The 25,465-nt window shown below is 70.5% G+C and carries 19 protein-coding genes and 2 pseudogenes; 10 read left to right on the top strand and 11 right to left on the bottom strand.

Annotated features, from left to right (window positions below; translation table 11 throughout):
* The first annotated feature begins 620 nt into the window (after positions 1 to 620).
* The gene (locus ABFX45_RS07460; RefSeq protein ID WP_170155194.1) at positions 621 to 1,229 is read left to right on the top strand and encodes a DUF998 domain-containing protein; all 609 of its coding nucleotides are present in this window, start codon (positions 621 to 623) and stop codon (positions 1,227 to 1,229) included.
* A gap of 3 nt (positions 1,230 to 1,232) precedes the next feature.
* On the opposite strand, the gene ABFX45_RS07455 is transcribed toward ABFX45_RS07460, so the two are convergent.
* Positions 1,233 to 2,984 carry an ABC transporter ATP-binding protein gene (locus ABFX45_RS07455; protein WP_346128565.1) on the bottom strand — a complete coding sequence of 584 codons (1,752 nt, stop codon included), beginning with the start codon at positions 2,982 to 2,984 and terminating at the stop codon, positions 1,233 to 1,235.
* Between the two features lie 214 nt (positions 2,985 to 3,198).
* Between ABFX45_RS07455 and ABFX45_RS07450 the strand changes: the two genes are divergently transcribed.
* On the top strand, positions 3,199 to 3,756 hold the full coding sequence (locus ABFX45_RS07450; RefSeq protein ID WP_109640116.1) for an AMIN-like domain-containing (lipo)protein: 558 nt from the start codon (positions 3,199 to 3,201) through the stop codon (positions 3,754 to 3,756).
* Between the two features lie 56 nt (positions 3,757 to 3,812).
* On the opposite strand, the gene ABFX45_RS07445 is transcribed toward ABFX45_RS07450, so the two are convergent.
* The gene (locus tag ABFX45_RS07445) at positions 3,813 to 6,575 is read right to left on the bottom strand and encodes an AfsR/SARP family transcriptional regulator (RefSeq protein WP_346128563.1); all 2,763 of its coding nucleotides are present in this window, start codon (positions 6,573 to 6,575) and stop codon (positions 3,813 to 3,815) included.
* Positions 6,576 to 6,701: 126 nt separating this feature from the next.
* Between ABFX45_RS07445 and ABFX45_RS07440 the strand changes: the two genes are divergently transcribed.
* A complete protein-coding gene (locus tag ABFX45_RS07440) occupies positions 6,702 to 7,175 on the top strand; it encodes a P-loop NTPase family protein (RefSeq protein ID WP_346128561.1) in 474 nt (157 codons plus the stop codon).
* 2 nt (positions 7,176 to 7,177) lie between these two features.
* Positions 7,178 to 7,708: a DEAD/DEAH box helicase family protein gene (locus ABFX45_RS07435; RefSeq protein WP_346128559.1), complete on the top strand. Its 531-nt coding sequence runs from the start codon at positions 7,178 to 7,180 to the stop codon at positions 7,706 to 7,708.
* Here the strand turns inward: ABFX45_RS07435 and ABFX45_RS07430 are convergent, their stop codons facing one another.
* The 5 genes from ABFX45_RS07430 to ABFX45_RS07410 form a co-directional block, all read right to left on the bottom strand.
* A complete protein-coding gene (locus ABFX45_RS07430) occupies positions 7,709 to 8,698 on the bottom strand; it encodes an RNA polymerase subunit sigma-70 (RefSeq protein WP_170155195.1) in 990 nt (329 codons plus the stop codon). It lies immediately after the preceding gene.
* Between the two features lie 65 nt (positions 8,699 to 8,763).
* On the bottom strand, positions 8,764 to 9,513 hold the full coding sequence (locus tag ABFX45_RS07425; protein WP_346128556.1) for an isocitrate lyase/PEP mutase family protein: 750 nt from the start codon (positions 9,511 to 9,513) through the stop codon (positions 8,764 to 8,766).
* Between the two features lie 3 nt (positions 9,514 to 9,516).
* The gene (locus tag ABFX45_RS07420) at positions 9,517 to 10,893 is read right to left on the bottom strand and encodes an MFS transporter (protein WP_346128554.1); all 1,377 of its coding nucleotides are present in this window, start codon (positions 10,891 to 10,893) and stop codon (positions 9,517 to 9,519) included.
* A 78-nt stretch (positions 10,894 to 10,971) separates the two neighbouring features.
* Positions 10,972 to 11,292 (bottom strand): hypothetical protein, encoded by a 321-nt coding sequence (locus ABFX45_RS07415; RefSeq protein WP_346128552.1) that lies wholly within the window; start codon positions 11,290 to 11,292, stop codon positions 10,972 to 10,974.
* Between the two features lie 16 nt (positions 11,293 to 11,308).
* Positions 11,309 to 12,802, bottom strand: a complete 1,494-nt coding sequence (locus tag ABFX45_RS07410; RefSeq protein WP_346128550.1) for a sialidase family protein — start codon at positions 12,800 to 12,802, stop codon at positions 11,309 to 11,311.
* Between the two features lie 115 nt (positions 12,803 to 12,917).
* Here ABFX45_RS07410 and ABFX45_RS07405 point away from each other — a divergent pair, with 115 nt between their 5' ends.
* Complete coding sequence (locus ABFX45_RS07405) at positions 12,918 to 13,346, top strand: ester cyclase (protein ID WP_346128548.1); 429 nt, start codon at positions 12,918 to 12,920, stop codon at positions 13,344 to 13,346.
* Between the two features lie 106 nt (positions 13,347 to 13,452).
* Positions 13,453 to 14,124 carry an RraA family protein gene (locus ABFX45_RS46365; protein ID WP_428834093.1) on the top strand — a complete coding sequence of 224 codons (672 nt, stop codon included), beginning with the start codon at positions 13,453 to 13,455 and terminating at the stop codon, positions 14,122 to 14,124.
* A gap of 219 nt (positions 14,125 to 14,343) precedes the next feature.
* Here the strand turns inward: ABFX45_RS46365 and ABFX45_RS46360 are convergent.
* Positions 14,344 to 15,105, bottom strand: a pseudogene (locus ABFX45_RS46360) (glycosyltransferase family 87 protein); the annotation flags it as partial.
* 276 nt (positions 15,106 to 15,381) lie between these two features.
* Here ABFX45_RS46360 and ABFX45_RS07395 point away from each other — a divergent pair.
* Together ABFX45_RS07395 and ABFX45_RS07390 are read left to right on the top strand one after the other, a co-directional pair.
* Positions 15,382 to 17,715: a helix-turn-helix domain-containing protein gene (locus tag ABFX45_RS07395; RefSeq protein ID WP_346128544.1), complete on the top strand. Its 2,334-nt coding sequence runs from the start codon at positions 15,382 to 15,384 to the stop codon at positions 17,713 to 17,715.
* A gap of 30 nt (positions 17,716 to 17,745) precedes the next feature.
* On the top strand, positions 17,746 to 18,108 hold the full coding sequence (locus ABFX45_RS07390; RefSeq protein ID WP_346128542.1) for a hypothetical protein: 363 nt from the start codon (positions 17,746 to 17,748) through the stop codon (positions 18,106 to 18,108).
* On the opposite strand, the gene ABFX45_RS07385 is transcribed toward ABFX45_RS07390, so the two are convergent.
* Both ABFX45_RS07385 and ABFX45_RS07380 read right to left on the bottom strand, forming a co-directional pair.
* Entirely contained in the window at positions 18,105 to 20,705 is a 2,601-nt protein-coding gene (locus tag ABFX45_RS07385; protein WP_346128540.1) for an ATP-binding protein, read from the bottom strand. The two genes, ABFX45_RS07390 and ABFX45_RS07385, sit on opposite strands and share 4 nt — an antisense overlap.
* A gap of 84 nt (positions 20,706 to 20,789) precedes the next feature.
* Positions 20,790 to 21,365 carry an ABC transporter permease family protein gene (locus ABFX45_RS07380; protein ID WP_346128538.1) on the bottom strand — a complete coding sequence of 192 codons (576 nt, stop codon included), beginning with the start codon at positions 21,363 to 21,365 and terminating at the stop codon, positions 20,790 to 20,792.
* A gap of 436 nt (positions 21,366 to 21,801) precedes the next feature.
* Here ABFX45_RS07380 and ABFX45_RS07375 point away from each other — a divergent pair, with 436 nt between their 5' ends.
* Positions 21,802 to 22,545: a DUF899 family protein gene (locus ABFX45_RS07375; protein WP_109640128.1), complete on the top strand. Its 744-nt coding sequence runs from the start codon at positions 21,802 to 21,804 to the stop codon at positions 22,543 to 22,545.
* A 6-nt stretch (positions 22,546 to 22,551) separates the two neighbouring features.
* Here the strand turns inward: ABFX45_RS07375 and ABFX45_RS07370 are convergent.
* A pseudogene (locus tag ABFX45_RS07370) lies at positions 22,552 to 23,776 on the bottom strand (glycoside hydrolase family 15 protein).
* Between the two features lie 208 nt (positions 23,777 to 23,984).
* Here ABFX45_RS07370 and ABFX45_RS07365 point away from each other — a divergent pair.
* Positions 23,985 to 25,457: a sigma-70 family RNA polymerase sigma factor gene (locus tag ABFX45_RS07365; protein WP_346128535.1), complete on the top strand. Its 1,473-nt coding sequence runs from the start codon at positions 23,985 to 23,987 to the stop codon at positions 25,455 to 25,457.
* Positions 25,458 to 25,465 lie beyond the last annotated feature (8 nt).

Here is a 25,465-nt window from a genome sequence, read left to right as displayed (position 1 = left end):
CGCCGCTACGAACGCAAGGCCGCCCACTTCACGGCATTCGCCCAGCTGGCCTGCGCGGTGATCTGCTACCGCCGAGCCATCAAGCTGGACCTGCTCACCCACGACAACCCCAAATGAGATGTGGTCTTAGCTTGCGGGTGGTAGTCATCGCGATGCACTCCTTTGCTCGTGGTGTCGCGACCCACTCTCGTTGGCGGGTGGGCGTGCTTCATCCGCTCACGTTCTGATCTCGTGTACGTCAGATTGCGTAGGGGCGGCTTCGCCGACCCCGAGTTCTGTGGTTCGGTTGCGGGGCGTGGGCATGTGGCGGGCGGGTGGCGCCAGTTGGGTAGGTGGTCGCCAAGGGTCGGGTTGTCTCGGTGGCGGACCGCCGACCACACCGGCCAGCGGGCCGGAACCAACCCGCTACCCGGCCGGTACCTGGCCCCCTGCACGGTGGTTCGCGTTCCTCACTCCTCAATGGACGGTCGACTCCATTGAGGTCGGAGCGTGCTCCGCAGGCGCCTGCCGAACATGCTGGTGACAGGCGTCCGGCCACACAACGTCGATCAGAGACGTAGCATGGCGGGAGGGGTGAGGGGGATCCGACGTTGGAACTGGAAAGGCCTTCCGGCCACTTGTTGCCCCGTCGGCTTGACCGGCCGGGAACGTGGCTGGTCGCCGCCGCCCTCCTGTATTCCTGCTGGCTCCTCGAGCTGGTGCTGCCGACAGGGCTGTCGACGGTGGACAGCTACGTGAGCGAGCTGCTCGCCGACGACCAGCCGTACCGGTGGGTTTTCCGCGTCACCGACGCGCTGGCCGCCTGCTGCCTGTTCCTCGCCGCCCGCCGGATGCGCGGGCGGCTCGTCATCGCGGCTGTGCTCGTCTTCGCGGTCGCGACCCTCGCCGACACGGTGCTGTCGCTGGACTGCGCGGCAAGCGTCGACGCGCTGTGCCGCTCCCGTGAGGCCGCGGGAACGGTGTCGCTCGGGCATCGGCTGCACCAGGTCACCAGCGTGCTGACGTTCGGCAGCGCCCTCGCCGCCGCCGCGGGTCTCGAACGGAGCACCCGCCGGTGGAGTGCCAGGGTGGTGGTCGCCCTGCTGGCCACGACCGGCGTGCTGTCCGCCGTCCTCGTGAACCAGCCCGGCGCCGGGCTGGTGCAGCGTGTCCAGTTGCTGACCATCGCGGTGGGACTGGTGCTCGGAGCGCGGGCGTCTCTCAGGTGGAGGCGCAGCGGTTTCCGTTGAGAGTCACTCGCGTTCGCCGGTGAGCAGCTGGGTGGCGGCGAAGTCCGCGTACAGGGGATCACTCGCGACGAGCTCGTCGTGAGTGCCGGACGCACGCACCTTTCCGTTGTCCACCACCACGATCCGTTCTGCCTGCGTGACCGTCGACAGCCGATGGGCCACCACGAGAACGGTCATCGTCTTCGCCGCGGCCGTCACCACGTCGCGGATCGCCATCTCGTTCGCGGCGTCGAGCTGCGAGGTGATCTCGTCGAGCAGCAGGAGGCGGGGACGGCGGATCAGCGCACGAGCGAGCGCGACCCGCTGCCTCTCGCCCCCGGACAGGAAGTTGCCGCGATGCCCGACCGCGGTGTCCAGCCCTTCCGGAAGGCGCTCGACCAGCGAGTCCAGCCGGGTCTGCGCCACGACGTCGCGGATCTCCTCGTCGGTGGCGTCCGGCCTGCCGTAGACGAGGTTGTCGCGCAACGTGCCCGACAACATGGGCGCGTCCTGTTCGACGTAGCCGACACCGGCGCGCAGGCTCGCCAGGTCCCACTCCGCGAGGTCGCGGCCGTCCAGCAGGATCCGGCCGGCCGACGGCTCGTAGAACCGCTCGACCAACGCGAAGAGCGTGGACTTCCCCGCACCCGAAGGACCGACGAACGCGGTCATTCCCGTCGCGGGAACGTCGACACTGATACCGCGGAGGACCTCTGGCAGCTCCGGGCCGTAGCGGAAGCGGACGTCCTCGAAAGTGAGACGGCTCCCGTCCTTCGCGGCGGACTCCGTGCGGGCGCCGGCGACTCCGGCGGGCTCGGACCGCATCTCCTCGACCTCGGCCAGGCGGCGTACCGCCGCCAGCCCGACGGACAGACTGCTGCCCGCGTGCAGCAACTGCCCGATCGGTTCGTTCAGGTAGAACAGGAACAGCAGGAAAGCGACCAAAGTGGACAGTGAGATGGCTCCTGTCGCGACCCGAGCCCCGCCGATGCCGAGCACGGCGAGGAAGGCCGCCTGGACCGCCAGGGTGTTGGACCCGTGCACCAGCGACTCCCAGCGCGCGGAGCGAACACCGGCACGCCACGCGTCCTCCGCCCCGCGTTCGATCGCGGCGATCTCCCCGGTCTCCGCACCCGCGGCCTTGACGGTCCGGAAGGAGCCGAGCACGCGCTCCAGTCGCGCACCCGTGTCCCCGACCGCGGACTGGGCGGCGCGGGACGCCTTCTCGATCATCGGCAGACCGGCGCCGGCGAACAGGCCGACCACGGCGAGCACGGCCAGGGTGACGCCGAGCAGGGCGAGGTCCATCACGCCCATCATGACGACCATCACTACGGTCGTGACCGCACCGGTGACCAGTCCGACGAGCGCGCTGGTGCACACCTCGCGCAGCAACGTCGTGTCACCGGTGAAGCGGGACAGCAGGTCTCCCGGCTGCGCGCGTTGCACGGCGGGCACGCGCAGCGAGAGCAGCTTCCTGGTGAGCCGCTTCCTCGCCACCAGCACGACGGACTCCGCCGCGCGTTCGAGCAGGTAGTCACCGGCCATCGCGATCGCGGCGCCGGCGAGCGCGAGGCCGACCAGCAGCGCCAGCAGGCCGGTGATCGCGTCACCGGTGCCCAGCCGGTCCACGAGCGCCTTCGCCGCGAGAGGCTGGGCCGCCGCGGCGAGCCCGCCGAGCAGGACGAGTGTTCCTCCCAAAAGGACAGTGCGGCGATGTGGCCGGACGTGGCCCAGCAGGGTTCTCCAGGCCGGGCGGTCGATCGAGGTGCGCACGGCGACACAACTCCGTCTTTTGTTGTCGTTGAACGGTCACCCCGATCCTCGGTCCGAGACGCTGCGCGCGGCACCGGTGAACCGGCCGGACGACCCAGCCGGTCGGATGGTGCTGCGCCGTCGACCGGAGGAGCGCCGCCCAGCCAACAGACAACCTCATCCTGTGATGCACGTCACTAGATGCAAGGGGACAGCTCGAAGGGAGACCAACGACATGGGAAAGATCCTGAGACGCGGCGCCGCACTGGCGGCACTGCTGATGATGGCCGGACTGCTCGCGCCGTCCGCGTCCGCCGCACCGTATTGCGGCATCACCTGGGGCTCACTGCCGAAAGCAGGGCCCAGCCACGCGCACACGAGCGCGACCATCAACGACGTGCGTGCCGGACGGCACGACTGCTACGACCGGCTCGTGGTCGACATGACCGGCGGCCCGGCTCCGGAGTGGTACCACGTCTCCTACGTGCCGACCGTGCACCAGCAGGGCAGCGGCTTCCCCGTCCCGCTGGCGGGCGGCGCCTTCCTCGACGTGCTCGTCGGTTCGGCCGCGCACGACCAGTACTACAACCCGACCTACCAACCGGCCAACCCGATGCAGGCCGTCAACGTCGCCGGCTTCACGACCTTCCGCCAGGTCGCGTTCCTCGGCACGTTCGAGGGGCAGACGCAGTTCGGGATGGGTGTCCGGGCCCGCCTGCCGTTCCGCGTGTTCACGCTCACCGGGCCGGGGTCGACCGGGCGCCTGGTGATCGACGTCGCGCACCGCTGGTAGGACATCGCCTTGCCCCGGCCGTTGGACCGTGGCAAGGCGGTCTGCTTCCGCGCGCGTCACGCCCGCGGGCCGGGCAGCCGCTCATCCTCCGCGTCCAGAGCCTCAAGCCTCGCGTGCACGGCTCTGGCGTCAGGATGCCTCAGGTTGTCGAGCAAAGCCGACGCGGACCGCAGCGCGTCTCGTGCCGCGGACGTCTCCCCTTCCGCGAGGTGCGTGTCGGCGAGCCGGGTGAGGGTCGCTGCGTTCTCGAACACGTCGCCGAGCTCCCGGTACAGCGCGAGCGCCCTCTCGTAGCACTCGATCGCACGGGCGTTGGCGCCCATGTTGTGGTGGATGAAGCCGAGGCTGTCCCAGGTGACCGCCTCGCCTGTCCAGTCACCGATCCCGCGATGCCGCACGAGTGCCTCCTCGCACGCCACCAGCGCGCGGCGGTGACTGCCCAGCTGGCAGAGGTACCAGCCGACCTGGTTCAGCGCGGCGGCCTCACCGGCGAGGTGACCGCAGTCCCGATAGATCTCCAGTGCGCGTTGGCCGTGCTCGAGTGCCTCGGTGAAGCTGCCTTGCGTGTCGGCCATCAGCGCGAGGTCGCGGTGAATGCCCGCCTCGCCGACACGGGTGCCGTCGAGATCGAGTGCGGCCATGAGGTGAGCACGCGCCTGTGGAACGGAACGCAGCATGATGAACGCCTGGCCGAGACCGCGATGGGCACTCGCAAGCGCTCGCCGGTCGGCCAGTCTCGCCCCGGCCGCGAGCGCGTACGTCCCGAGCTCGATCCAGTCGTGCCACCGGCCCTGGCGGTCCAGGAAGTCCGCCGTGGTCCAGGCGAGCTGCCACACGTGCTGGTCGAAACCTTCAGCGGCGGCGAGGGGAAGAAGCCGGCGCAGGGCGGCGATCTCGTCTTCGAACCAGCGCCACGCGGCCTGGTAGTCGCTCAGCGGTTCCGGGCACGTTCCCGGTGCCGCGTCATCCACGTCGATGTGGTCTCTCATGGGACGCAACAGCAATGCCCCGGAGACGGCAGTGTGCAGGTAGTGGTCCAGGAGGCGGCGCAACGCGTCGTTCCTCGCCGGCGCCGGGACCTCCAGCCGGAACCGTTCCGCGGCGTAAACCCTCACCAGGTCGTGGAAGGCGAACCGGCCCGGCCGGTGTTCCTCGGTCAGGTGCACGCGGGCCAACTCGTCCAGCGCGTCCTCCGCCTCCTTGCCGGACAGCCCGGCCAGGCTCGCCGTCGCCGCGGCGGTGACGCCGGGGCCCGGATGAAGGCCGAGCAACCGGAACACCTGCGCCGCCGTCGGTCCGAGGTGCCGGCAGGACAAGGAGATCGCGGCACGCACGCTGGTCTTCGGGTCGTCGTCGTCCAAAGTGTCCAAACGCGACTGCTGGCTGTCCAGCTCACCTGCCAGTGCCTTCAGGGAGAAGGTGGGGTTCAGCGACGCCCTGGCGGCGAGCACCGCGAGCGCGAGGGGCAGGAACCCCGCGCCCGCGATGAGCTCGTCGACCGCCTGGGTCTCCGCCTCCATCCGGTCGCGGCCGAGGTGCTGTTCGAGCAACGCGCGTGCCTCGCGGAGATCCATGTGGCGCAGCGTGATCAGGTGCGCGCCTTCCCCGGCCACGAGACCCGCCAGGTGGTTGCGGCTCGTGACGACCACCATCGAAACGCCGTCACCCGGCAGCAGAGGGCGGACCTGCTGCACGTCCCGCGCGTTGTCCAGCAAGATGAGCAACCGCCGCGAATTCAGGATGCTGCGGTAGGTGGCCGCCATCGCGTCGATGTCCGACGGCGCACGATCGGGCGGTACACCCAGCATCGTGAGAAGCGTCCGCAACGCCTCCGCCGGCGACACGGCGGCCCCGGCGTGCTCGAACCCTCGCAGGTTCACGTAAAGCTGGCCGTCGGGGAACGATTCCTGCACGCGATGCGCCCAGTGCACGGCCAGTGTCGTCTTCCCGACTCCGGCGGCGCCGCTGATCGCCACGAACGGCCGATGCCGGCGCAGCAGGTCGTCGAGCACTTCCAGCTCCCCGTCACGCCCGACGAAGAACGGAGAGTGCGCGGGAAGCTGGCGTGGCACCGGCATGTCGGGCCGGCGTTTCAGGGCGGCCGGCGACTGCTCGTGCTGTTCCCGCACGGCCGGGCTCGGGTCGACGCCGAGCTCGTCGGCGAGCCTGCGGCTCAGCTCGGCGTAGTGCCGGTCGGCGTCTGCGTGCCGTCCTGACTTGTGCAGTGCCAGGATGACCTGCCCCGCGAGGCGTTCGTCCAGGGGGTGTGCCGTGGTTTCGCGGAACATCTCCCCGAGCACGTCGTCCTGCCTGCCGAGCCGCAGGGCCACCTCGTTGCGGTCCAGCACCACGGCGAACCGCTCGGATTCGAGGGTGGCGCGCAGCTCGTCCAGCCACGGCGTGGACAACCCGCCGAACGGCCTGCCCCGCCACAGCGCGAGCGCGCGGTTGAACAACAGAACCGCCTGTTCGTCGTCCGCCGTCCTGGCTTCGGCGACCAGCTCCCGGAAACGGTGGAGATCCACCGCCATGGGATCGGCGGTGAGCACGTACCCCGCGTGTTGCCTGGCCACTGTCACGTCACCAGCTGCCGCGAGTGCCCGGCGCAACCGGGAGAGGTAGCCGTACAGCACGTTCTTGCCGCGATTCGGCGGGTCGTCCCCCCAAACCCGGCTCAGGATCCGTTCCACCGGAATCGGCTGCCGGACGTCGTGGAGCAGCGCCACCAGCACGCACAGCTGCCGCGCGCGACCGGCGTCGACGCTCTGGCCATCAATGCGCACCTCGACGTCGCCGAGCACCCGGAATTCCACCGACATGGATCCGAACTAACTCGTCATGGCCAGCCGACTCAAGGTGTTTCGAACTATTGCCGACATTCGGTTCAGTTCCACCGGTCTCAAGTCCGTGCTAATCGTTTGCGTCGTACTGGCACGATTGCGTTCATGGAGCGCGTTGTGATCCGCGGCCGCGGCGGCGCGGGGAAGTCGACTCTCGCGGCCGCCCTGGGCACCGCGACCGGGCTCCCCGTCATCGAACTCGACGAGCACTTCTGGGGGCCGGATCTAGAAGCGACTCCCCCTGATCGCTGGGCCGTCGTCCAGGGTGAACTCGCCAACACCGACCGGTGGATCATGGACGGTGACCTCGGCCCCTACGACGTCCTCGACGTCCGTCTCCGCCGGGCGGACACCGTCCTGCTGCTCGACCACTCGTTCCCGGGGTGCGCCTGGCGGGCGCTGCTCCGCTCACGGGAACGGGCCGATTTCTGGCTGTGGGTGTGGTCGTGGCGCCGTCGCCATCGGCCGCTCCTCATCAACGCGATCGCGGCACACGCCGGGCACGCGACGCTGCACGTGCTTCGGAATCCACGCGCGACAGCACGTTTCGTGGCTCGAGAGCTGACCCGGAGGACATGACCGTGGAACGTTTTTCCGTGCTGCTGATCGGCGGCCGGTCCGGCGTCGGGAAGTCCACGGTCTCCTGGGAGATCTCGGCTCAGTTGCGGGACGCGGCCGTGTCCCACTGCTTCATCGAGGGCGACTTCCTCGACCAGGCCCACCCGGCGCCACCGGACGACCCGAGCCGCACGGAGATGACCAGGCGGAATTTGGCTTCCCTGTGGGGAAACTACGCGGCGCTCGGCTACCGGCGGCTCATCTACACGAACACCGTCAGCGTGCTGGAACGCGACCTGGTGGTCGGCGCGATGGGCGGGAACGTGGAGGTGACCGGCGTTCTGCTGACCGCCGCGGACGACATCGCGAGCCAGCGGCTGGGCCTGCGGGAGACGGGCGGCCAGTACGAGGCGCACGTGACGCGCGGGACCGCCGCCGCCCGGCACCTGGAGACGCACGCGCCGCAGTGGGTGGTTCGCGTTCCGACCGACGGCAAGGACGTCACCGAGGTGGCGGGCGAGGTCATCGGCCTCACCCGCTGGCACGCGGTTTGATCACACCGACGGCAGGACTCGTGGCCACCGCTCGGGCAGGCCGGCGGCCGTGACGAAGGCCGGGTTCTCGAACTTCGTCGCGCTGGAGAAGCGGCCGTCGACGAGGGTGAGCACCCACAGGCAGTCGGCCCGCAGGTCGCCGGAGGCGTCGGGGCGGTACCCGGCCATGGCCGGCTGGCCGTTGGCACGGGTGGGCAGCAGCCGGACGTGCCAGCCCGGGGAGGCGAAAGTGCGCTCCAGGAACGGGATGCACACGTGCACGCCCTTGAACCAGACCGGATGCGGCACGGCCTCGAGGCTGAAGTCGTCGTGGATGACGGCGCGGATCGCGGCGGAGTCCCCCGCCTCGAACGCGGTGAGGTAGCGGTCGAGCAGGGCGCGTTCCAGCTCCAGGTCCGGTGGTTCCACGCGCTGGTCGGCGAGGTCCAGCTCGTCCAGCCGTTTGCGGGCCCGTTGCAGGAGGCTCTTCACCGCGGGCACGGTGATGCCGAGCGTCTCCGCGATCTCGGCGGCGGACCACGAGAGGACCTCGCGCAGCAGGAGCGCCGCACGCTGCCGCACCGGCAGGTGCTGCAGCGCCGCGATCAACGCGAGGCGCACCGACTCGCGCTGCACGGCGGCCTCGGCCGGTTCGTCGTCGCGGTGGTTCAGCACGGCGTCGGGCAGCGGTTCGAGCCAGGCGATGGACTCGTCGGAGTAGGCGCGGACGCCGGGGTCCGTCGACGGCGCGCCGAGGCCGGCAGGGAGCACCCGCCGGCTTCGATGGCTCAACGCGGTGATGCAGGTGTTGGTCGCGATGCGGTAGAGCCAGGTCTTGACCGAGGAACGTCCCTCGAAGCCGGCCGCGCCGCGCACCGCTCGCAGGTAGGTCTCCTGAACGGCGTCCTCGGCGTCCTGGTACGAGCCGGTCATCCGGTAGCAGTGCGCGAGCAGCCCGTCGCGCAGCAGGCCGAACTCGTCGTGCAGGCTCGCACTGGCCACAGATGTCACGTCACTCCCCCTGGTCGTGGGTCACCAACTCTTCATTGGACTCCTCCGGCCGGCAAAAGGAATCGCTATCGCGCGAGTTTCTCCAGGGCGCCGCGCATGCCGGCGAACCCTCCCCGGTAGAACCGCGGGCCGTAGGACACGCGGGCCACTCCCAGCGACCGCAACGCGTCGAGGTCGAGGGAGTCGGTGGTGTTCCCGTTGACCGGCGCCTGCACCTCTGCGATCAACCTGGTGAGGTCGTGGCTGGTCGAGCCGCCGATCGGGTAGACGCAGTCCGCGCCCGCGTCCCGGTAGAGACGGCCGCGCCGCACCGCCTCGTCCAACCGGTCCTGCTCGGGAACGCCGCTGGACGGCAGGAACACGTCGATCCTGGCGTTGACGACGATCGGGACCCCGGCGGCGTCGGCGGCAGCGCGCACCCCGGCGAGCCGATCCGCCTGCGCCGCCGCGTCCACGAGGCCACCAGCCCGGTGATCGGTGTCTTCGAGGTTGCAGCCGGTCGCACCGGCTTCGAGCAGCCGGGCCACGAACTCGTCCGGTACCAGGCCGTAGCCGGCTTCCGCGTCCACGGTCACCGGGACGGGCACGGCGGCGGCGATCCGGGCGGCGGCCGCGAACATCTCCTGCCAGGGCGCGCTTTCGCCGTCGCGGTGGCCGAGCGTCTCGGCCACGGCGGCACTCGACGTCGCCACGACCGGAAAACCCATTTCCACCACGAGTTCCGCGCTGGGCTCGTCCCAGGCGTTCGGCAGCACGAGCATCTCTCCGTGGTGGAGCTCGCGCAACAGGTCGGCATGCGCCTTCAGATCGGACACCAACTACCCCTTTCGTGGAATGACGGCTCCGGCCAGCGCACCAGCGGCCGCGAGGCCCGCGCCGGTCAGAACGGCCGCCGTGAAACCGTTCGAGAACTCCTCAGGCGTCGCGTAGCTGCCGGCCGCGGTGAAGCCGACGACCAGCACCGCCACGCCGAACGCCCCGCCGAGCTGCCGCATGGCGCTGAACGCACCCGACGCCTTGCCGAGGAACTGCGGCGCCACCGATGTCAGCACGGCGCTCTGCACGGCGGGCAGGCACATCGCGATGCCCGTTCCGGAGAGCACCAGCGGTGCCGCGATCGCCGCATAGCCGGCGGCGGGATGGGCGACGAGGGCGATCCAGACCATGGCCAGGCTGTGCAGGCCGAGCCCCGCGACGATGAACGGCCGCTCACCGAACCGGCCGACCGACCGCCCCACCCACTGCGGGACGATCACCGTGGTCAGTCCCCACGGCGCCAGCGCCAGCCCCGCCGCCAGCGGCCCGTACCCCAGTGCTTCCTGCACGAACTGGGCGATGAAGAACAGCACCCCGAACGCGGAAGCCCAGTGGAAGAAGATCACGACGTTGGCGGCGGCGAACCTGCGCGAGCGGAACAGGTGCAGCGGCAGCATCGGATGGGCCGCCCGGCGCTGCCAGGCGACGAAGAGCCCGATCGCCACCAGCCCCGCCACGGCCCATCCCGCCGAGCCGCCCTGGACGAGCGCCCACATCAGGCCGAACGTGCCGGCGCCCGCCAGCAGCAGCCCGGGAAGGTCGAGGGTGCGATCAGGTCCGCGGCTCTCCTCGACGCGTGTCAAAGCGAGGACCAGCAGCGCGGCCCCCAGCGGCACGTTGATCCAGAAGATCCACGGCCACGAGACCCCCTCCACCACGGCGCCGCCGACCAGTGGCCCGAGCGGTACGGCGACCCCGCTCACGCTCCCGAAGACGCCGAGTGCCCTGGGCCTGAGGGCGGGCGGGAACGCGGCGCTCAGCAACGCGAGGGCGAGCGGCATGATGAACGCGGCCCCGGCGCCCTGGACGACCCGCGCGGCGATCAGCGTCTCCACGTCGGGCGCGACCGCGCACACCAGCGAGGCCAGCGTGAACAACGCGACACCCGCCGCGAACACCCGCCGCCGTCCCCACCGGTCCCCCGCGGCCGCGGCGGTCATGAGCAGCACCGCGAAGCTCAGGCCGTAGCCGTTGACCGTCCACTCCAGCTCGGTGATCGAGGCGCCCAGATCCGTTCTGATCGCGGTCAGCGCCGTCGCCACGACCAGTGCGTCGAGGACGACCAGCAGCGAGGCGATCGAGGTGATCGCGAGCACCCACGTTCGCCGCGATCTCTCCTCTGCCGCCGGCACATCTGCGGGTGTGGTTCGGGTGGACACGTCCGTCTCCTCTGGCTCCAGCCGACGTCCTTCGGAGGAATAGACATCGGGCGGCAGCGAAAGGAATCGGCGCAGGGATCAGCTGTCGAGCCAGCGGGTTCCGCGAGGCTGGTCCCCGCGGTGCACGGCCTCGCGCACGATCACGTACTGCGCGGCCCGTTCGACGTCCTTGGGGTGCGGCTCGGCCCCACACCCACACGGGGCACACCCGCCAGCTCCACGCTGCTCGCACCAGTCGGCGATCCGGCGCAGGTTGGCGGGATCGAACGACGGCACCACGTCGAGGTCGTTCGGCCGCAGGTCCGCGCCGTACAGGGTGAGCACGGCCGAACCGCTGAGAACCCGTTCGTGCAGCAGCCGCAGGTACTCGCCGGGGGCCGGTCGTGGACCACGATCCACGACCGGCCCGTGGTGCTCAGCTGTGGTCGAGCCGCACCGCGTGCGCGTCGGCACCGTCGGCGATCGTCGAAGTGAAGAACGCGATGGTGCTGTTGCCGGAGATCGTCTCGAGCCCCATGTAGTCGCCGAGGAACAGCCCCCTCGGATCACCGGGCGCGAAGTACGAGATCGGGGCGGCGTAATGGTCGAACGGCCCGTGCAGGTGCTGTTCGGGCTGCCAGCTCAGGGTGCCGTCCTGCGAGTGGCGGAGCCAGACGTCGGTGGTGGCGACGCCGTCACCGAGCACGTTGTTCCGGTCGTCCCAGTAGGTCAGGGTGACCATGCCGGTGTCCGACACGTCGATCGCGTGGTTGTACGACTGCACGCCGGGGCCGCCGGTGGCGACCGCGGTGGGGCCGCTCCAGTGCCGGCCTCCGTCGGTGGACTTGGCCAGCACGACCTTGTTCACCGCGGTGCCGAACGAGTCGGACCAGACGACGTAGATCGCGCCGGTGGTCATGTCGACCGCGATGTCGGGCAGGTAGTCCTCGGCACGGATCGGGAAGTTGTCGTCGGGCACGACCAGCTGGGCGGTCCGGATCGGCGCGATGCGCGCCGGGGCCGACCAGTGCAGACCGGCGTCGCGGGAGGTCATGACGCCCACGTAGACGCCGTTGTCGTTGAAGCCGGCGCCGGTGAAGAGGTTCGCGGTGACGTTGTAGAGCGTGCCGTCCGGGCCGACCGCGATCTGGTTGCCCTGGAAGAAGTTGTTCGAGTTGCGCATCGGCACCGGCTTCGACCACGTCAGCCCGCCGTCGGTCGTCCGGGAGAACATGGGCATGCCGCGGTAGGCGAACGAGTGCAGGTCCGCGACCGGGTGCTGCCGGCCGTCGTTGGGATAGGTGCCGCGCAACCACGTCGCGTAGGCGTGGCCGGGCCGGGTCGGGTCGCCGGTGATGGAGACCTTGTCGTTGAAGATGCCGCGCTCGCCGCCGTCCTCCTGGATGATCCGCGGCGGCCGCCACGTGCCGGTGGACCGGTCGAGGCTCGTCACCGAGATCGCGGACAGGCCGAGCGCGGCCGAGTCGATCGGCTGGCCGATGAAGTAGGCGTTGCCCACCTTGTCGTAGGAGACCCACGGGTCGGTGACGCGGCCGAACCGGGTCGGGCCGCCCTGGCAGGCGCTCCACGGCACGTCCGGCAGCTTGGCCCACGACGTGCCGCCGTCGTGCGTGATCCACGAGGACAGGCCACGCGCGCCGCCGTCCGGCCAGCGGTCCTGCTGGGTCACGCCGATCATCTCGTCCGGGTTGACGGGATTGACCGCCACCTGCGGCTCGACCTCGGTGTTGTCGTAGGCCGCGGCGAAGTCGGCAGAGGCGCCGAAGGGGCAGGCCGTCAACGTCGACGGGCCGCTGACCAGCACGTCAGCGCCGACCGAGAAGGGAGCCGCCGATGCTCCGGGCGCCGCGCTGAACAGAATCAGAGGGACAGCCGCCGCCGCGGCGGTGAGCCGTCTGGTCGCATGCATGGGGGTACCTCCGCAGGTCTGCTTTCCCCCTCACGGGTGAATCGCTGCGGCGGGCCGGACCGTTGCAGGTCTTGCACGGCTGTCACAACCGGGCCCGACGCGCCGTCCTGTGGGCATGACGATCGAAACGAGCAACGAAACGACGTTCAGCCGCCTGCACGACGCCGTCAACAGCGGTGACGCGGAGGCCATCTCGAAGGCGATCGACGAGGTCGCCGATCCGGACCTGGTCTTCCACGCGCCGGTGCCGGGCGAGCTGTCCGGGGTGCAGGCGCTCAAGCAGGTGTGGGCGACTCTCCTGCGCGCGTTCCCCGACATCCACGTCGCCATCGAGGACGTGATCGCGCAGGGCGACAAGGTCGTCTACCGGAACACGGTCACCGGCACCCATCAGGGCGAGTACCGGGGCGTGCCGCCGACGGGCAGGTCCGTCCGTTACAGCGAGATCTTCATCCTCCGCTTCTCCGGCGGCCGGATCGCGGAGATCTGGGGCGTCGTCGACGTTTTCGCGCAGTTGAGGCAACTCGGGCTCGTCCAGGTCTGAGAACGGCACGGCGTTCACCGCGCACTCCGGTCTGGAGTGGACGGTCCCTGGCCGGCTACGCCCTTCGCGTTCGCCCGCTGAGCCCGCCGGGTGCGATCGTTGCGGCATGCCGGTCAACGACGAACTGCTCGAACGGTTCCGCGCGGTCGACACGACCGCCATCTGCGACGCCGACCGGACCACGCGGGTCGTGCACGGCGCGATCCGCGCCCGGTCCGCGACGACCCAGGTCTTCGGGCCCGCGTTCACGGTCCGGTGCCGGGAGGACTTCCTGGCCGTGCTGCGCGCGGTCGAGGCGGCCGAGCCCGGTGACGTGATCGTGGTCGACGGCGGGGCACGCGAGACCGCTCTGGGCGGCGAGATGTTCGCGCGGGCGGCGTTGGCGCGGTCGCTGGGCGGCATCGTCGTGGACGGCGGCTACCGCGACATGTCCTACGTCGCGACGTGCGCGCTGCCCGTCTACAGCCGGTTCGTCACGCCGCGCGCCGGTACCGCGTCCCAGCTCGGGGAACTCCAGGTTCCGGTGACCTGCGGCGGGGTCACGGTCAACCCCGGCGACGTGGTTCTCGCCGATGACGAAGGCCTCGTCGTCGTTGACCCACAACGGCTGGAATCGCTCCTCGACGCCGCGCTGGCCATCAAGAACACCGAGAGTCACGTCATCGAACTGCTCGACGGCGGAGGTTCGCTGAGCGACGCGTTCAACCTCGCCGAGCACGTCGACGCGCTCGGACGCGGCGAACCATCGAATCTCGGTTTCTCGCCGTTCCACGGGTAACGGTGTCCACACGGCGACACGAGTGCCGGCGTACCTCACGGCGAGCACCACCAGTGCGGCGATCGCCAGCCACACATAGGTGTCGTAGTCGTGCAGCCGCGTCACGAACACCAGGAACACGGCGACGAACGCCGGCCACGCGTTGCCGCGCAGGGCGAGGAACACCAGCACGGGTACGCACCACACCCAGTGGTGCAGCCAGGACACCGGGGAGGCCAGCAGCCCGGCGGCCGCGATGGCGAACAGCGCGACGAGATCGTCCCGCGTCCGCCGGGCCACGAACACCGCGACGGCGACGGCGGCAGCGGCCGGCACGGCCCACACCAGCGTTTCGATGCCCGGTGCGAGGCCCAGGTCGCGGACGAGGCCCTTGATCGACTGGTTCGTCGACAACGAGATGTCGCCGATGCGGTCGGGGTTCAGCAGGGAGTGGAACCAGTACTGCACCGAGTCCTCCGGTGCGGCGAGGAAGCCGGCGACGACGAGGGCCGCGAACGTCGCCATCGAGGTCATGGCGGCCCGCCAGTCGCGTTTGACGAGGAAGTAGAGCACGAAGACGGCGGGGGTGAGCTTGATCGCCGGCGCGACGCCCACCAGCACACCGCGCCGGCGCCGGTCCGTCACCAGCAGGCAGTCGATCACGACCAGGCCGAGCAGGAACAGGTTGACCTGGCCGTAGCCGTACGTCATCCACACCGGGTCCAGTGCCAGCCCGGCGATCGCGGCCAGCGGACCGGCCGTCCACTTGAGACCTGGGCGCACCTCGCCCGCCACCGCGACGCACACGACGGTCAGCACGACGAAGCCGGACGCCACGACGAGCGGGTTGTGCAGTCCCTCCGGCACGACGCTCAGCCCGCTGAACAACACCGCCGCGATCGGCGGGTAGGTGAACGGGAGCCGCGGGTCGAGCGGTGGCCCGGTGAAGCCGACGTACAGCGAGGCGCCGTCCAGCCAAGCCCTGCCGCCGAGGCGGTACACGTCCAGATCAATGGGATAATGGCCGTACCACTCGATCACCAGCCAGATCAGGGCGACGAGCCAGAGCACACCGGTGACCTGTCGAGCGCGCAGGCCTTCCGCGAGACGAAGCAATTTGTGCGGGACTTCGTCGGTAATCCGCGTTGTTGAAACAAGTGACACAGTTTCGAAGTTGACTGCGACCACAGTTGTACACCTTGTTGAACAACCGGAAGAACTACCGGCAGAAGTGGTCTCGCCTGCAACGTTTCACCGCTTCCGGCGTCTCTACACAACGTGGGGACATCGGCATTCGGGGACTTCTTGCGCTTCTACCGGTCGCGCATTCCGCTGACGCAGGAAGAACTGGCGGAACGGACCGGATTGAGCATGCGCGCGATCAGCGACATGGAACGCGGCCGGACGCAGACGCCGCAGCTCCGCACAGTTCAGCTGCTCGTCCGCGGACTCCGTCTGCAGGGCGAGGAAGCCGCGGAGTTCACGTCGCTCGCGCGCGCCGGGCGGACCCGTGCGGCGGAGGCGAAGCCAGAGGTTCCGGCCGCGGTCGCCGCGATGTCGTCGTACACGCTGCCGCCGGTGCTCATCGAGCTCACCGGCCGCGAGGCCGAGCGCAAGGAGGTGGACGGGTTCGCCAAGGACGCCGCGTCGGCGTCACGGCTGCAGCTCGCGGTGATCCACGGCGCGCCGGGTGCGGGCAAGACCGCGCTCGCCGTCGACGCCGGGCACCGCCTGGGCTCGCGGTTCGCCGACGGGTGCGTGTTCCTCGACCTGCGCGGCATGGACTCCGCCCCGCTGCCGGCGGACCGGGCGGCGCACCGGCTGCTGCGCGCGTTCGGGCTGGAGGAACGCCAGATCCCCGCCGACGCGGACGACAAGCTGGCGCTGTACCACTCGATGCTGCGCGACCGCACGGTGCTGCTCGTGCTGGACAATGCCGTGAACGAGGCCCAGGTGCGCCCGCTGCTCGCCTCCAGCCCCGGCACCCTCGTGCTCGTGACCAGCCGCAACACCATGACGGGCCTCGACGCCCGGCACCGGCTCTGCGTGGACATGCTGCCGCTGGACCGTTCGGTCGCACTGCTGGGCGCGGTGGCCGGCGAGCACCGCGTGGCGGCGGAGCCGTCGTCGGCCGAGCGGGTCGCGGAGTTGTGCGGTGGCATGCCGCTCGCGTTGCTGATCGCCGGCAACAGGCTCGCGAGCAGACCGCAGTGGACGATCAGGCACCTCGCCGAGCAGCTGGAGGACGAGCGGCGCCGGTTGTCGGTGCTGCGGGCGGGCGACCTCCAGGTGCGGGCGGCGTTCGAGATCTCCTACCACCAGTTGGGACCCGGTGCGGCCGCGTTGTTCCGGCGGCTGGCGCTGGTGCCCGGCTCGGACATCAGCACGGAGCTGGCCGCGGTGCTCGCCGAGCGCGCAGAGGAGGCGCTGGAGGAGCTCGCCGACGCGAGCCTGCTCGGCATCAGCGAGACACCGGGCCGCTACACGTGCCACGACCTGCTGCGCGTGTTCGCCGTCGAACGCATGGAACTCGACGAGGACCCGGCCGTCGTGCGGGAGGTGGGGACCCGGCTGCGGCACTGGCTGCTCGCCGTCGCCACCCGGGCGGGGCGGCTCTTCGACCACGACAACCCGGAACCGGTGCAGGACAGGGAGTCCGCCGGTCGCTGGCTCGCGCTGGAGCTGGAGAACTGGCGCGGTGCGTTGCGCTCGGCGGTGGCTCTGGGCGAACACGAGCAGGTGCTCGCACTGGCCAAGGCGATGCACTGGTACTCGGACATGCACGGCGTGGGCGAGCTCTGGCGCGAGGTCTTCAGCGCGGGTGTGGAAGCCGCGCAGGCGTTGGGCAGTGCCCGCGACACGGCCGAACAGCTCAACTACCTCTCGTGGGCGCTCTACGCGTTGTGCGGCCAGCCCCACGACGCCTTGGTCGTGCACGAAAAGGCGGCGGCGATAATGGCCAACGACACGCTCACGGAGGCGTGGACCTGGTACTACGGCTCGGCGATCCGGCGCCGCGTGGGCGAACCGGAGAAGGCCGTGTGGCTGGGACGGCGGGCCGTCGAGCTGTTCGAGCAGGCGGGGTACCTGATCGGGGAGAACCTGGCGCTGTCGTTGCTGGGCCTGATGCTGAGCACCGTCGGCTCGGTCGACGAGGCCATCGAGGTGCAGGAACGCGGGGTGTCGCAGCACCGCGAGGCCGGTGGCGACGACGAGCTGCTGTCGATGATGCTCATCCGGCTGGCGACCACCCTTGCAGCCGCCGGGCAGGTGCTGGCGTCACTGGAGCTGCTCGACGAGGCCGAGTCGTTGTTCTCGAAGCACGGGACCACGGCCGGTGTCGCGCGCGTGCGGCACAACCGGGGGATCGTGCTGATGGACGTGGGCCGGCTTCACGAGGCCAAGGTGGAGTTGCTGTCCGCGTTGGACGAGACTCGGTTGTCCGATCATCGGATCGAGATCATGGCTCGGCTGGCGGAACTCGCGAACGCGACCGGGGAGGCCGCCGATGCTCGCGAGATGAGGGTGCGGGCGTTGGCCGAGTGCGACCGGTATGACACACCGGCGGTGCGTGGGACGGCGGCCGGGCTGGCGGCGGCGCTGACGCACTGACGCAGAGGCGTGGTGGCGCGATGCACTGGCATGGCAGAGGAAGAGCAGGCAGAACTGGCACGGCGGTTCAGCCGCGACATGAACCGGGGCGTGGCAGAACTCGCCCAGCTCGGGTATCCCGCGCACTTCTTCAAGAAGATGCTGGCCGAACACGGAGCTGTGGAAGCGGCGCGACGGCTGGTGAGCGACCCGAAGCCGTCCTACGGGCTGTGGCGGCTTCAGGAGCTGAGCAGGCTCAACGCCAGCGTCGAGATGTGGGTGCTTCTCCCGTGGTTCGAACCGCTCTTCGACCAGGAGACGCGAGACCGGGCAGAACGCGAGCTCCGCCTGCTCGACGTTGACGTCGACCGCGAGCTTCGGCAGCTAGTCAGCCGGCTCCAGCCGCCCGCCTAGCCGGCACGGGCTTCGGCGATGCGGCGCACGAGATCCGCGACCCGTTCCGTCCCGAGCCGGTAGCCGGACTTCGCGTGCAACGCACCGGCCTGCTCCGCGTGCCGGCAAGCGTCGTCGAAGCGGCGCCGCGCGAGATCCACCTCGGCGAGCGTGCGCAGGCTCTCTCCCTCCACCAGCCGATGCCCGGTACCGCGGCTGATGGTCAGCGCCTCCGAGGCCAGCGCGCGTGCGGAGTCGTGTTCGGAGTGGCGGAGGTGCAGTGCTGCCAACGAGATCAGGGCGTCGCACCGGCCCCGCGAGTGGGAGGCGGCGATGGCCAGGTCGAGTGCTGTCCGCAGTTCCGTCCTGGCGGCGGTGTCGTAGCCGAGCAGAAGGTGGGTGCTGCCGAGGACGTGCCACGCGCTGATCTGGGTGCGCCGCATGCCGAGGCGGGTCGCGATGTCCAGTGCCTCGCGGGCGGTGTCCAGGGCCAGGTCGTACTTCTCCTGGTCGCGGTAGGCGCCGGAGAGGTTCGCCAGGTTGCCCGCTTCCTCGGCGGGCTCGGCGAACTCGCGGCACAGCGCCAGGCCCGCCTCGTAGTGTTCGATCGCGCGGTCCAGGCGGCCCAGGGCCTGGCAGGAACGGCCCGCGTGGGTTTCGCCCAGCAGCACGCCGAAGCGGACTCCCTTCCGCCGGGCCGCGTCGATCGCCTGGGTGTGCAGCTCGTAGGCCTGGTCCAGTTCGCCGAGCTCCCAGTACGCGTCGCCGAGGACGAGGGAGCCGTCAGTCGGGCGGCCGTCCTGCCGCCACAGCTCCCGCGCCCGCTGGTAGTAGTCGGCGCAGTCCCTCGGCCGTCCCATCGAGATCGACGTCCTGCCCAGCGCACAGAGCACGACGCGGTAGAACTCGGTGTGGCCCAGAGCTTCCGCGGCCGAGAGCGCCCCCCCCAGAAACGTCAGCGACTGCTCGTAGTCGCAGGCGCACCAGTGGGCGTCGCCGATGATCCGCAAGGCGTGGGCCTCGGTGAGCAGGTCACCGCTGCGGCGCGCGGCCTCCAGCACCGCCGTGCCGGTGGCGAGCCAGACCGACTCCATGCGGTGGCGCTCGAACTGCGGGTGCAACGCGATCAGCAGCTGCACGGCGAGCCTCGTGTGGCCGGCGGCCGCGGCGGCGTGGGTGGTGGCGACGAGGTTCTCGGTCTCGACGTCGATCCACGTGTTCGCGATGGTGTCGTCGATGAACGCCGTGTGGCGGTAGTCCTCGGCCAGCACGTGGCGGTACGTGCGCGGGTCGACGCGTTCGCCGGCGTTCAGCAGGGTCAGCGCGAAGTGGCCCCACAGCCGTTCGGTCGCCGCCTCGCGTTCGGCGTCGGCGAGGTGCGCGGCGTGCAGGCGGAGCAGGTCGTGGAACGTGTAGCGGCCGGGGCTGTGCTCGTCGACGAGGTGTGCGGCGGTGAGCGCGTACAGGCAGCGGTCGGTCTCCGCGGCGTCGAGCTCGGTCAGCGCGGCGATGGCGTCGGCGGTCAGGTCCCGGCCCGGCATGAGGCCCATGAGGCGGAACACGCGGCGCGCCTGCGGGTCCAGCGCGGCGTACGACAGGTCGAACGCCGCGCCCACCGCGGTGTCGGGGTCGCCGGGTGCGGCCAGTGAGGCGAGCCGGTCGCCGGAACGCAGGGCCGTCACGTAACCGGCGATCGACCGGCCGCCCAGCAGGTGCGCGGCGGCGATGCGCAACGCCAGCGGCAGGCCCGCGCACAGGTCCACGAGCTCGGCGACGGCCTCCTCTTCCGCGAGCACCCGCTGCTCCCCCAGCACGTGCACGAGCAGCGCGCGGGCGGCGTCCCGGCTCAGCTGCTCCAGCTGGATCCGCCGGGCCCCGTCTCGCGCGACCAGGCCGTCGAGCCGGCACCTGCTCGTGACGAGGACGAGGCACCCCGGCGAGCCGGGCAGCAGCGGCCGGACCTGACGTGCGTCGACGGCGTCGTCCAGCACCACCAGCACGCGGCGGTCCGCCAGCAGCGTCCGGTACGTGGCCGCTGCCGATTCCACGTCGGAGGGAACCTTGGCCCGCTCCATCCCGAGGCCGGTCAGCAGGTGCGTCAACGCCTCCAGCGGGGTCACCGGGGCACCGCCGCCGTGGCCGCGCAGGTTCAGGAACAGCTGTCCGTCGGGAAAACGGGACCGCGCGCGGTGGGCCCAGTGCACCGCCAGCGTGGTCTTGCCGATGCCCGCCATGCCCGCGATCGCGGACACGACCACGGCATTCGGCTCGTGCGCGAGTAACGCGTCCATCGTGAGCAGGACGTCTTCGCGGCCGGTGAACCCCTGCACGCCCGCGGGCAGCTGCGCGGCGACCGTGCGTTCGTCCGGCGGTTCGGGATCCGCCCTGGGCACCGGCGGCCTCGACGCGGCGGTGATCAGGTCGCCGTACTGGTCCGGGGTGAGACGCAACGCCCTGGCGAGGCGGGCGACGGTCTCGCGGTGGGGATACCGGCGGGCGCCGCGTTCCAGCGCGCCGATGGCCTGCGCGCTGATCTCGGCCCGCTCGGCGAGCGTTTCCTGCGTCAACGCGGCAGCCAGGCGGTGGTGGCGCAGCAGCGCGCCGAATGACCCGTCCACACACGCCTCCTGTACACCCGACTGTATCGGTGGGTTGTGCGGGTTGTCGCTGTTGCCACCGCCGTTCGGGCTAAAGAATCGTCATCAGGTTCGTGGTCGGCACCTGATCCAAGGGGGGAGAGGAGCCGGCCACGTCACGAAGGCCGGTTGCCGCGACGGGGGCGGCAACCGGCCTTCACACCCCCATCTCGGCGACGGCGTCCGCGAGGCCCTATCCGCCGCCCGTCGTCCAGGTCGAAGAAGTGCAGCCTGGAACACCAGGAACACCGCGAGCGGCACGATCATCGACAGGAACGCGCCCGTCGCGAGCAGGTCGATGTTGGTGCCGAACTGACGCAGCTGGGCCCGCAGCGCCACGGTGATCGGCACCGAGTCCTGGTCCGCGATCACCAGCGCCACCAGCATGTCGTTCCACACCCGCAGGAACTGGAAGATCGTCAGCGACGCGATCGCCGGCTTGGCCACCGGCGCCGCCACCGCCGCGAGACCGATCAGGTCGCGCGGGATGCCGGTGAAGAAGTTGCGCAGCAGGAAGATGGCGAACGGCAGGCCGAACGCGACGTGGAACAGCACGACGCCGGTGATGGCGCCGAAGAGCCCGCGACGAGCCCCGCGTAGTTCTCCAGCGTCAGCTCGGCCGGCTTGGCGAACACCGTCCACCAGCCGCTCGCGGTGTTGGCCGACACGTCGCGCAACGACGCGATCAGCAGGCCGAACACCGGAACCAGCCAGAACAACGCCACAGCGCGAGTACCAGCTGCACGAAACCGTTGCCGAGCCGCGCACCGAGCCGCGACAGCACGCCCCGTTTCGGCGAGCCGGACACTGCACCGGGGCCGCAGCGGAGGCGGGTCGACCGGGCTCGGGCTGGACATCGCCCGTGCGGCGGCCGAGGCCACCGGCGGGACGATCCACCTGGAGCGCGGACGGCTGGGCGGTGCTCGGGTGCGATTGCGGTTCGGGGAGGCCAACAGCCACCACTCGCCGGCCAGCCCGCGGGCATGGCGGTTGTGGCGAGGTCATCCGCAGATGTCGAGATGGCGGATTCAGCTTCGACATGACTGAGTAAGCGCCACGGACATGCTTGGAGGACGCCATGAAACCGCCCGTCGTCGACTTCGCCACCTGGGAAGCCGCCCGCGATGAGCTGCTGGTTCGCGAGAAGGCCCACACGCGCGAGGGCGATGCGATCGCCGCGGCACGCCGCCGGCTGCCGATGGTGGAGATCGACGGGAAGGCACTCGTCGTCGGACCCGACGGCCCGGTGCCGTTCGTCTCGCTGTTCGAGGACCGCGACGAGCTCGTGGTCTACCAGCACATGTGGTGGGACGGCGCGCCGCACCAGGGCCAGTGCGAGGGCTGCACCTGGGTGCCCTGGCACCTGCAGAACGCCGCGTACCTCCACGCTCGCGGGGTCTCGTTCGCCATCCTGACCGTGGGCGCCTGGGACGAGGTGGCGCCGTTCGTCGAGTTCATGGGTTACACGCAGCCCTGGTACTCGGTGCGGGGGCTGCCCGCACCGATCGGGGGCGACATGGGGTACCTCTCGTGCTTCCTGCGGGACGGGGAGCAGGTGTTCCTCACGTATCGGACCACCGGGCGCGGGACCGAGCGGGTCAACGGGTCGTTGGGGCTGCTCGACATGACGCCTTACGGGCGTGGTGAGAAGTGGGAGGACAAGCCCGAGGGGTGGCCGGAGGGGCGTGACGCCGCGTGGTTCTGGCGGACGGACGCGGAGGGGAACTCGACCTGGGGGCCGACCGGGCGGCCGGTGCCCCAGTGGACCCGTCCCGGCGTGACGCCCGAGCAGACGCTCGGCCGGGACGGGCACTGCCACTGACGCGCGTCATCCGTCGAGCAACCGCGCGCACCTGATGAGGCCCAGGTGCGAGTAGGCCTGCGGGTGGTTGCCGAGTGATCGTTCGGCGACCGGGTCGTACTTTCGGGCAGCAGCCCGGTCGGCCCGGTCAGCCGCACGAGGCTCTCGAACAGCTCCTCCGCGCCGGCACGCCGCCCCGCGTCAGCGGCGATCTTGTCGCGCAGCACCACTCGGTCCGGGTCGGCGGACCTGCGGAAGCGGGCCGCCAGGGCGATGGCGCGGTCCAGGGTCTGCCAGCACATCCCGCGGGAGTAGACGCGGTGGCGCGGCACGTGGCGTTCCTCCCAGATCCCGTGATCCGGTTCGGACCACCGGGCCGCCACAGCCCGCACCATCGCGGTGACCACGTCCCAGTCGCGGTCACCCAGCGAGCCCCGGGACAGTGACAGGTCGTGCACCAGGTCGGTGATCGGGCCGAAGACGTCCAGCTGCACCTGCGTGTCGGCCAGGTTGCCGACACGCACCGGGCCGGACCCCGCGTAACCCGGGAGGCTGTCGATCACCAGCGGCGTCGCGCAGCCAGCAGTAGCGGTAGTCCCAGTTGCGCACGCCGCCGATCTGCTCGGGCAGCGACGTCGTGGCGGCGGCCAGGACGGCGCCGGTGTCGCGGTGGCAGAGGGCGCGCAACGTGAGCGCGGATCTTCGCACCAGGTCGCGCTCGACGGAAGGCAGCCGCCGACCAGCCGAGCCAGTCGGTGTCCTCTTCGGACGGTGAGCCGAGGTCCAGTTCCATGACGAAAGGTGGGGTGATCACAGCAGTGGCGGTGCCGTCGGCGATCTCCCATTCCACGCCGGGTGAGCGCAGCACGATCGGCGTACCGGCGAGAGAAAGAGCGTCGGCAATCCGTTCCAGGACCACGGGTGCCCGGCCGAAGTCGGGGCGGGGCGCGAACTCCACCACCGCGGGCACCCTGCCCTCGACGGTGCCCACCAGGCCCGCGGACAGGTGGTCGGTGACCTGCAGGCCCGTCCAGCGGGTTTGCACCGTCATCGCGACGAGTACGTACCGTTGGCCCAACGGCAGTTGGTCCTTCTGGGGCCTGATGGAAAAGTGGCCCGATCCGCCGAGCAGTGCTGCGAACAACGCGGGCGAGTCCGGGGCGGGGTGGCACAGCCACGTCACGTCTGCATCGGACGTGACCAGGGCGAGCGCACGGCGGTCGGAGAGCGGGCTGTGCCGTTCGATCGGCACGGCCACGCGCACCGGCAGCTCGGTCAGGAAGTCCGTCACGACGGCGAACGCAGGAACGTGATAGGGCCATCGGACCTGTGTTGGTCAAGACTTAGGTCCGTCCCAACGGTTTCTTATTACATCGGATTCGGATGCGTGGATTGTTCGCGTTGAGTCATCTCGATAGGGTCCGCACATCAGTCCTGTGCATGACGTAAGGCGGCAATCTTTGATCGGGCAGCGTGGTCGACCGCCGTCGGACGCCGACCTGATCGACGCCGTGCGCGAAGGCAAGATCGAGGCTTACGGCAAGCTCTACGAGCGCCACGTCCGTGCTGCCAACCTTCTGGCGATGCAGCTGTCGAACTCTTCCTCCGACGCCGACGATCTGGTGTCGGACGCGTTCGCCAAAGTGCTCGCCGCGCTTCGCACCGGCGGCGGCCCTGGCGCGGCGTTCCGGCCGTACCTGCTGACGGCGGTGCGGCACGCGGCGTATGACCGGACGCGCAAGGAAAAGCGGCTCGAACTGGCCGGCGACATCGAGGAGGTTCCCGGTGCCGTGCGGGCGACGAGCGTGCCGTTCCGCGACAAGGCCGTGGAGGACCTCGACCAGGCGCTCGCGGCCACGGCGTTCGCGTCGCTGCCCGAACGCTGGCAGACGGTGTTGTGGCACACCGCGATCGAAGGCCAGTCGCCCGGTGAGATCGCGCCGCTGCTCGGACTGACCGCGAACGGCGTCTCGGCGATGGCCTTCCGGGCCCGCGAAGGGCTGCGCAAGGCGTTCCTGCAGGCGCACGTGGCCCAGGAACCGGCGGAACGATGCCGCGCGACCGTGACGAAGCTCGGCGCGTGGACGCGCGGCGGGCTCAAGGGACGTGAGGCCGTCCAGCTCGACGCGCACATGGACGACTGCGCCGAATGCCGCAAGCTCGCGAGCGAACTGGCCGACGTCAACGGCGCGCTGCGCGGTGTCATCGCGCCGATCGTGCTCGGCACGGGCACGGCCGGTTACCTGGCCGCGGCGGGCAAGGGCACGGCGGTGTCCATCAGTGCGACCTCGTGGTTCGGTGTGGCCGCTTCGGCCGCGGCCGTCGTGGTCGTCGCGGGCTCCGGTGTCGTCACCTCCGACAACGGGAACGCTCCCCATGCCGCAGCACCGATCACCTCGACGATCGCGACGGCCGGTGTCACGCCGACCACCACCACCCCCGGCTCCACCACGACCTCCGGCACCACCGCCGCGGGCACGACCGCCGCGGGCACGACCGCCGGTGGCGCCACGCCGATCACCGAGCCGAACGGGCCCAACCCACCGGCGGCGACGTCGACCACCACCGTCACGGTGGGCGAGGCCAAGCTGTCCGCCACCGCGCCCACCACCATGGCCATGTCCACCAACGGCCCGCCCGACGAGATGAACATCGGCATCTCCAACACCGGCTCGGCACCGACCACGGTGCCAACGTTGACGCTGGCCCTGCCCGACGAGATCAAGACGGTCGGGCCCGGCAACGTGCCGGAGGGATCAATCGGCTGTCCCGCGAGCAAGGGCACGGTCACGTGCACCGGTGGCCAGACGCTGGCGCCGGGTCAGACGATCAAGTTCAAACTCCGGTTGCAGGCAGGACCGAAGGCGACCAACGGCACCATCACCGGCAACGCGGGCCCGCTGCAGCTCAGCATCGTCGTCACGATCAGTTAGCTATTCCA

It is taken from the genome of Lentzea roselyniae, assembly GCF_039537795.1.
Lineage (GTDB): Bacteria > Actinomycetota > Actinomycetes > Mycobacteriales > Pseudonocardiaceae > Lentzea > Lentzea atacamensis.
The sequence above is the reverse complement of the archived record's forward strand: the minus strand, read 5'-3'. Positions and strand labels throughout refer to the sequence as shown.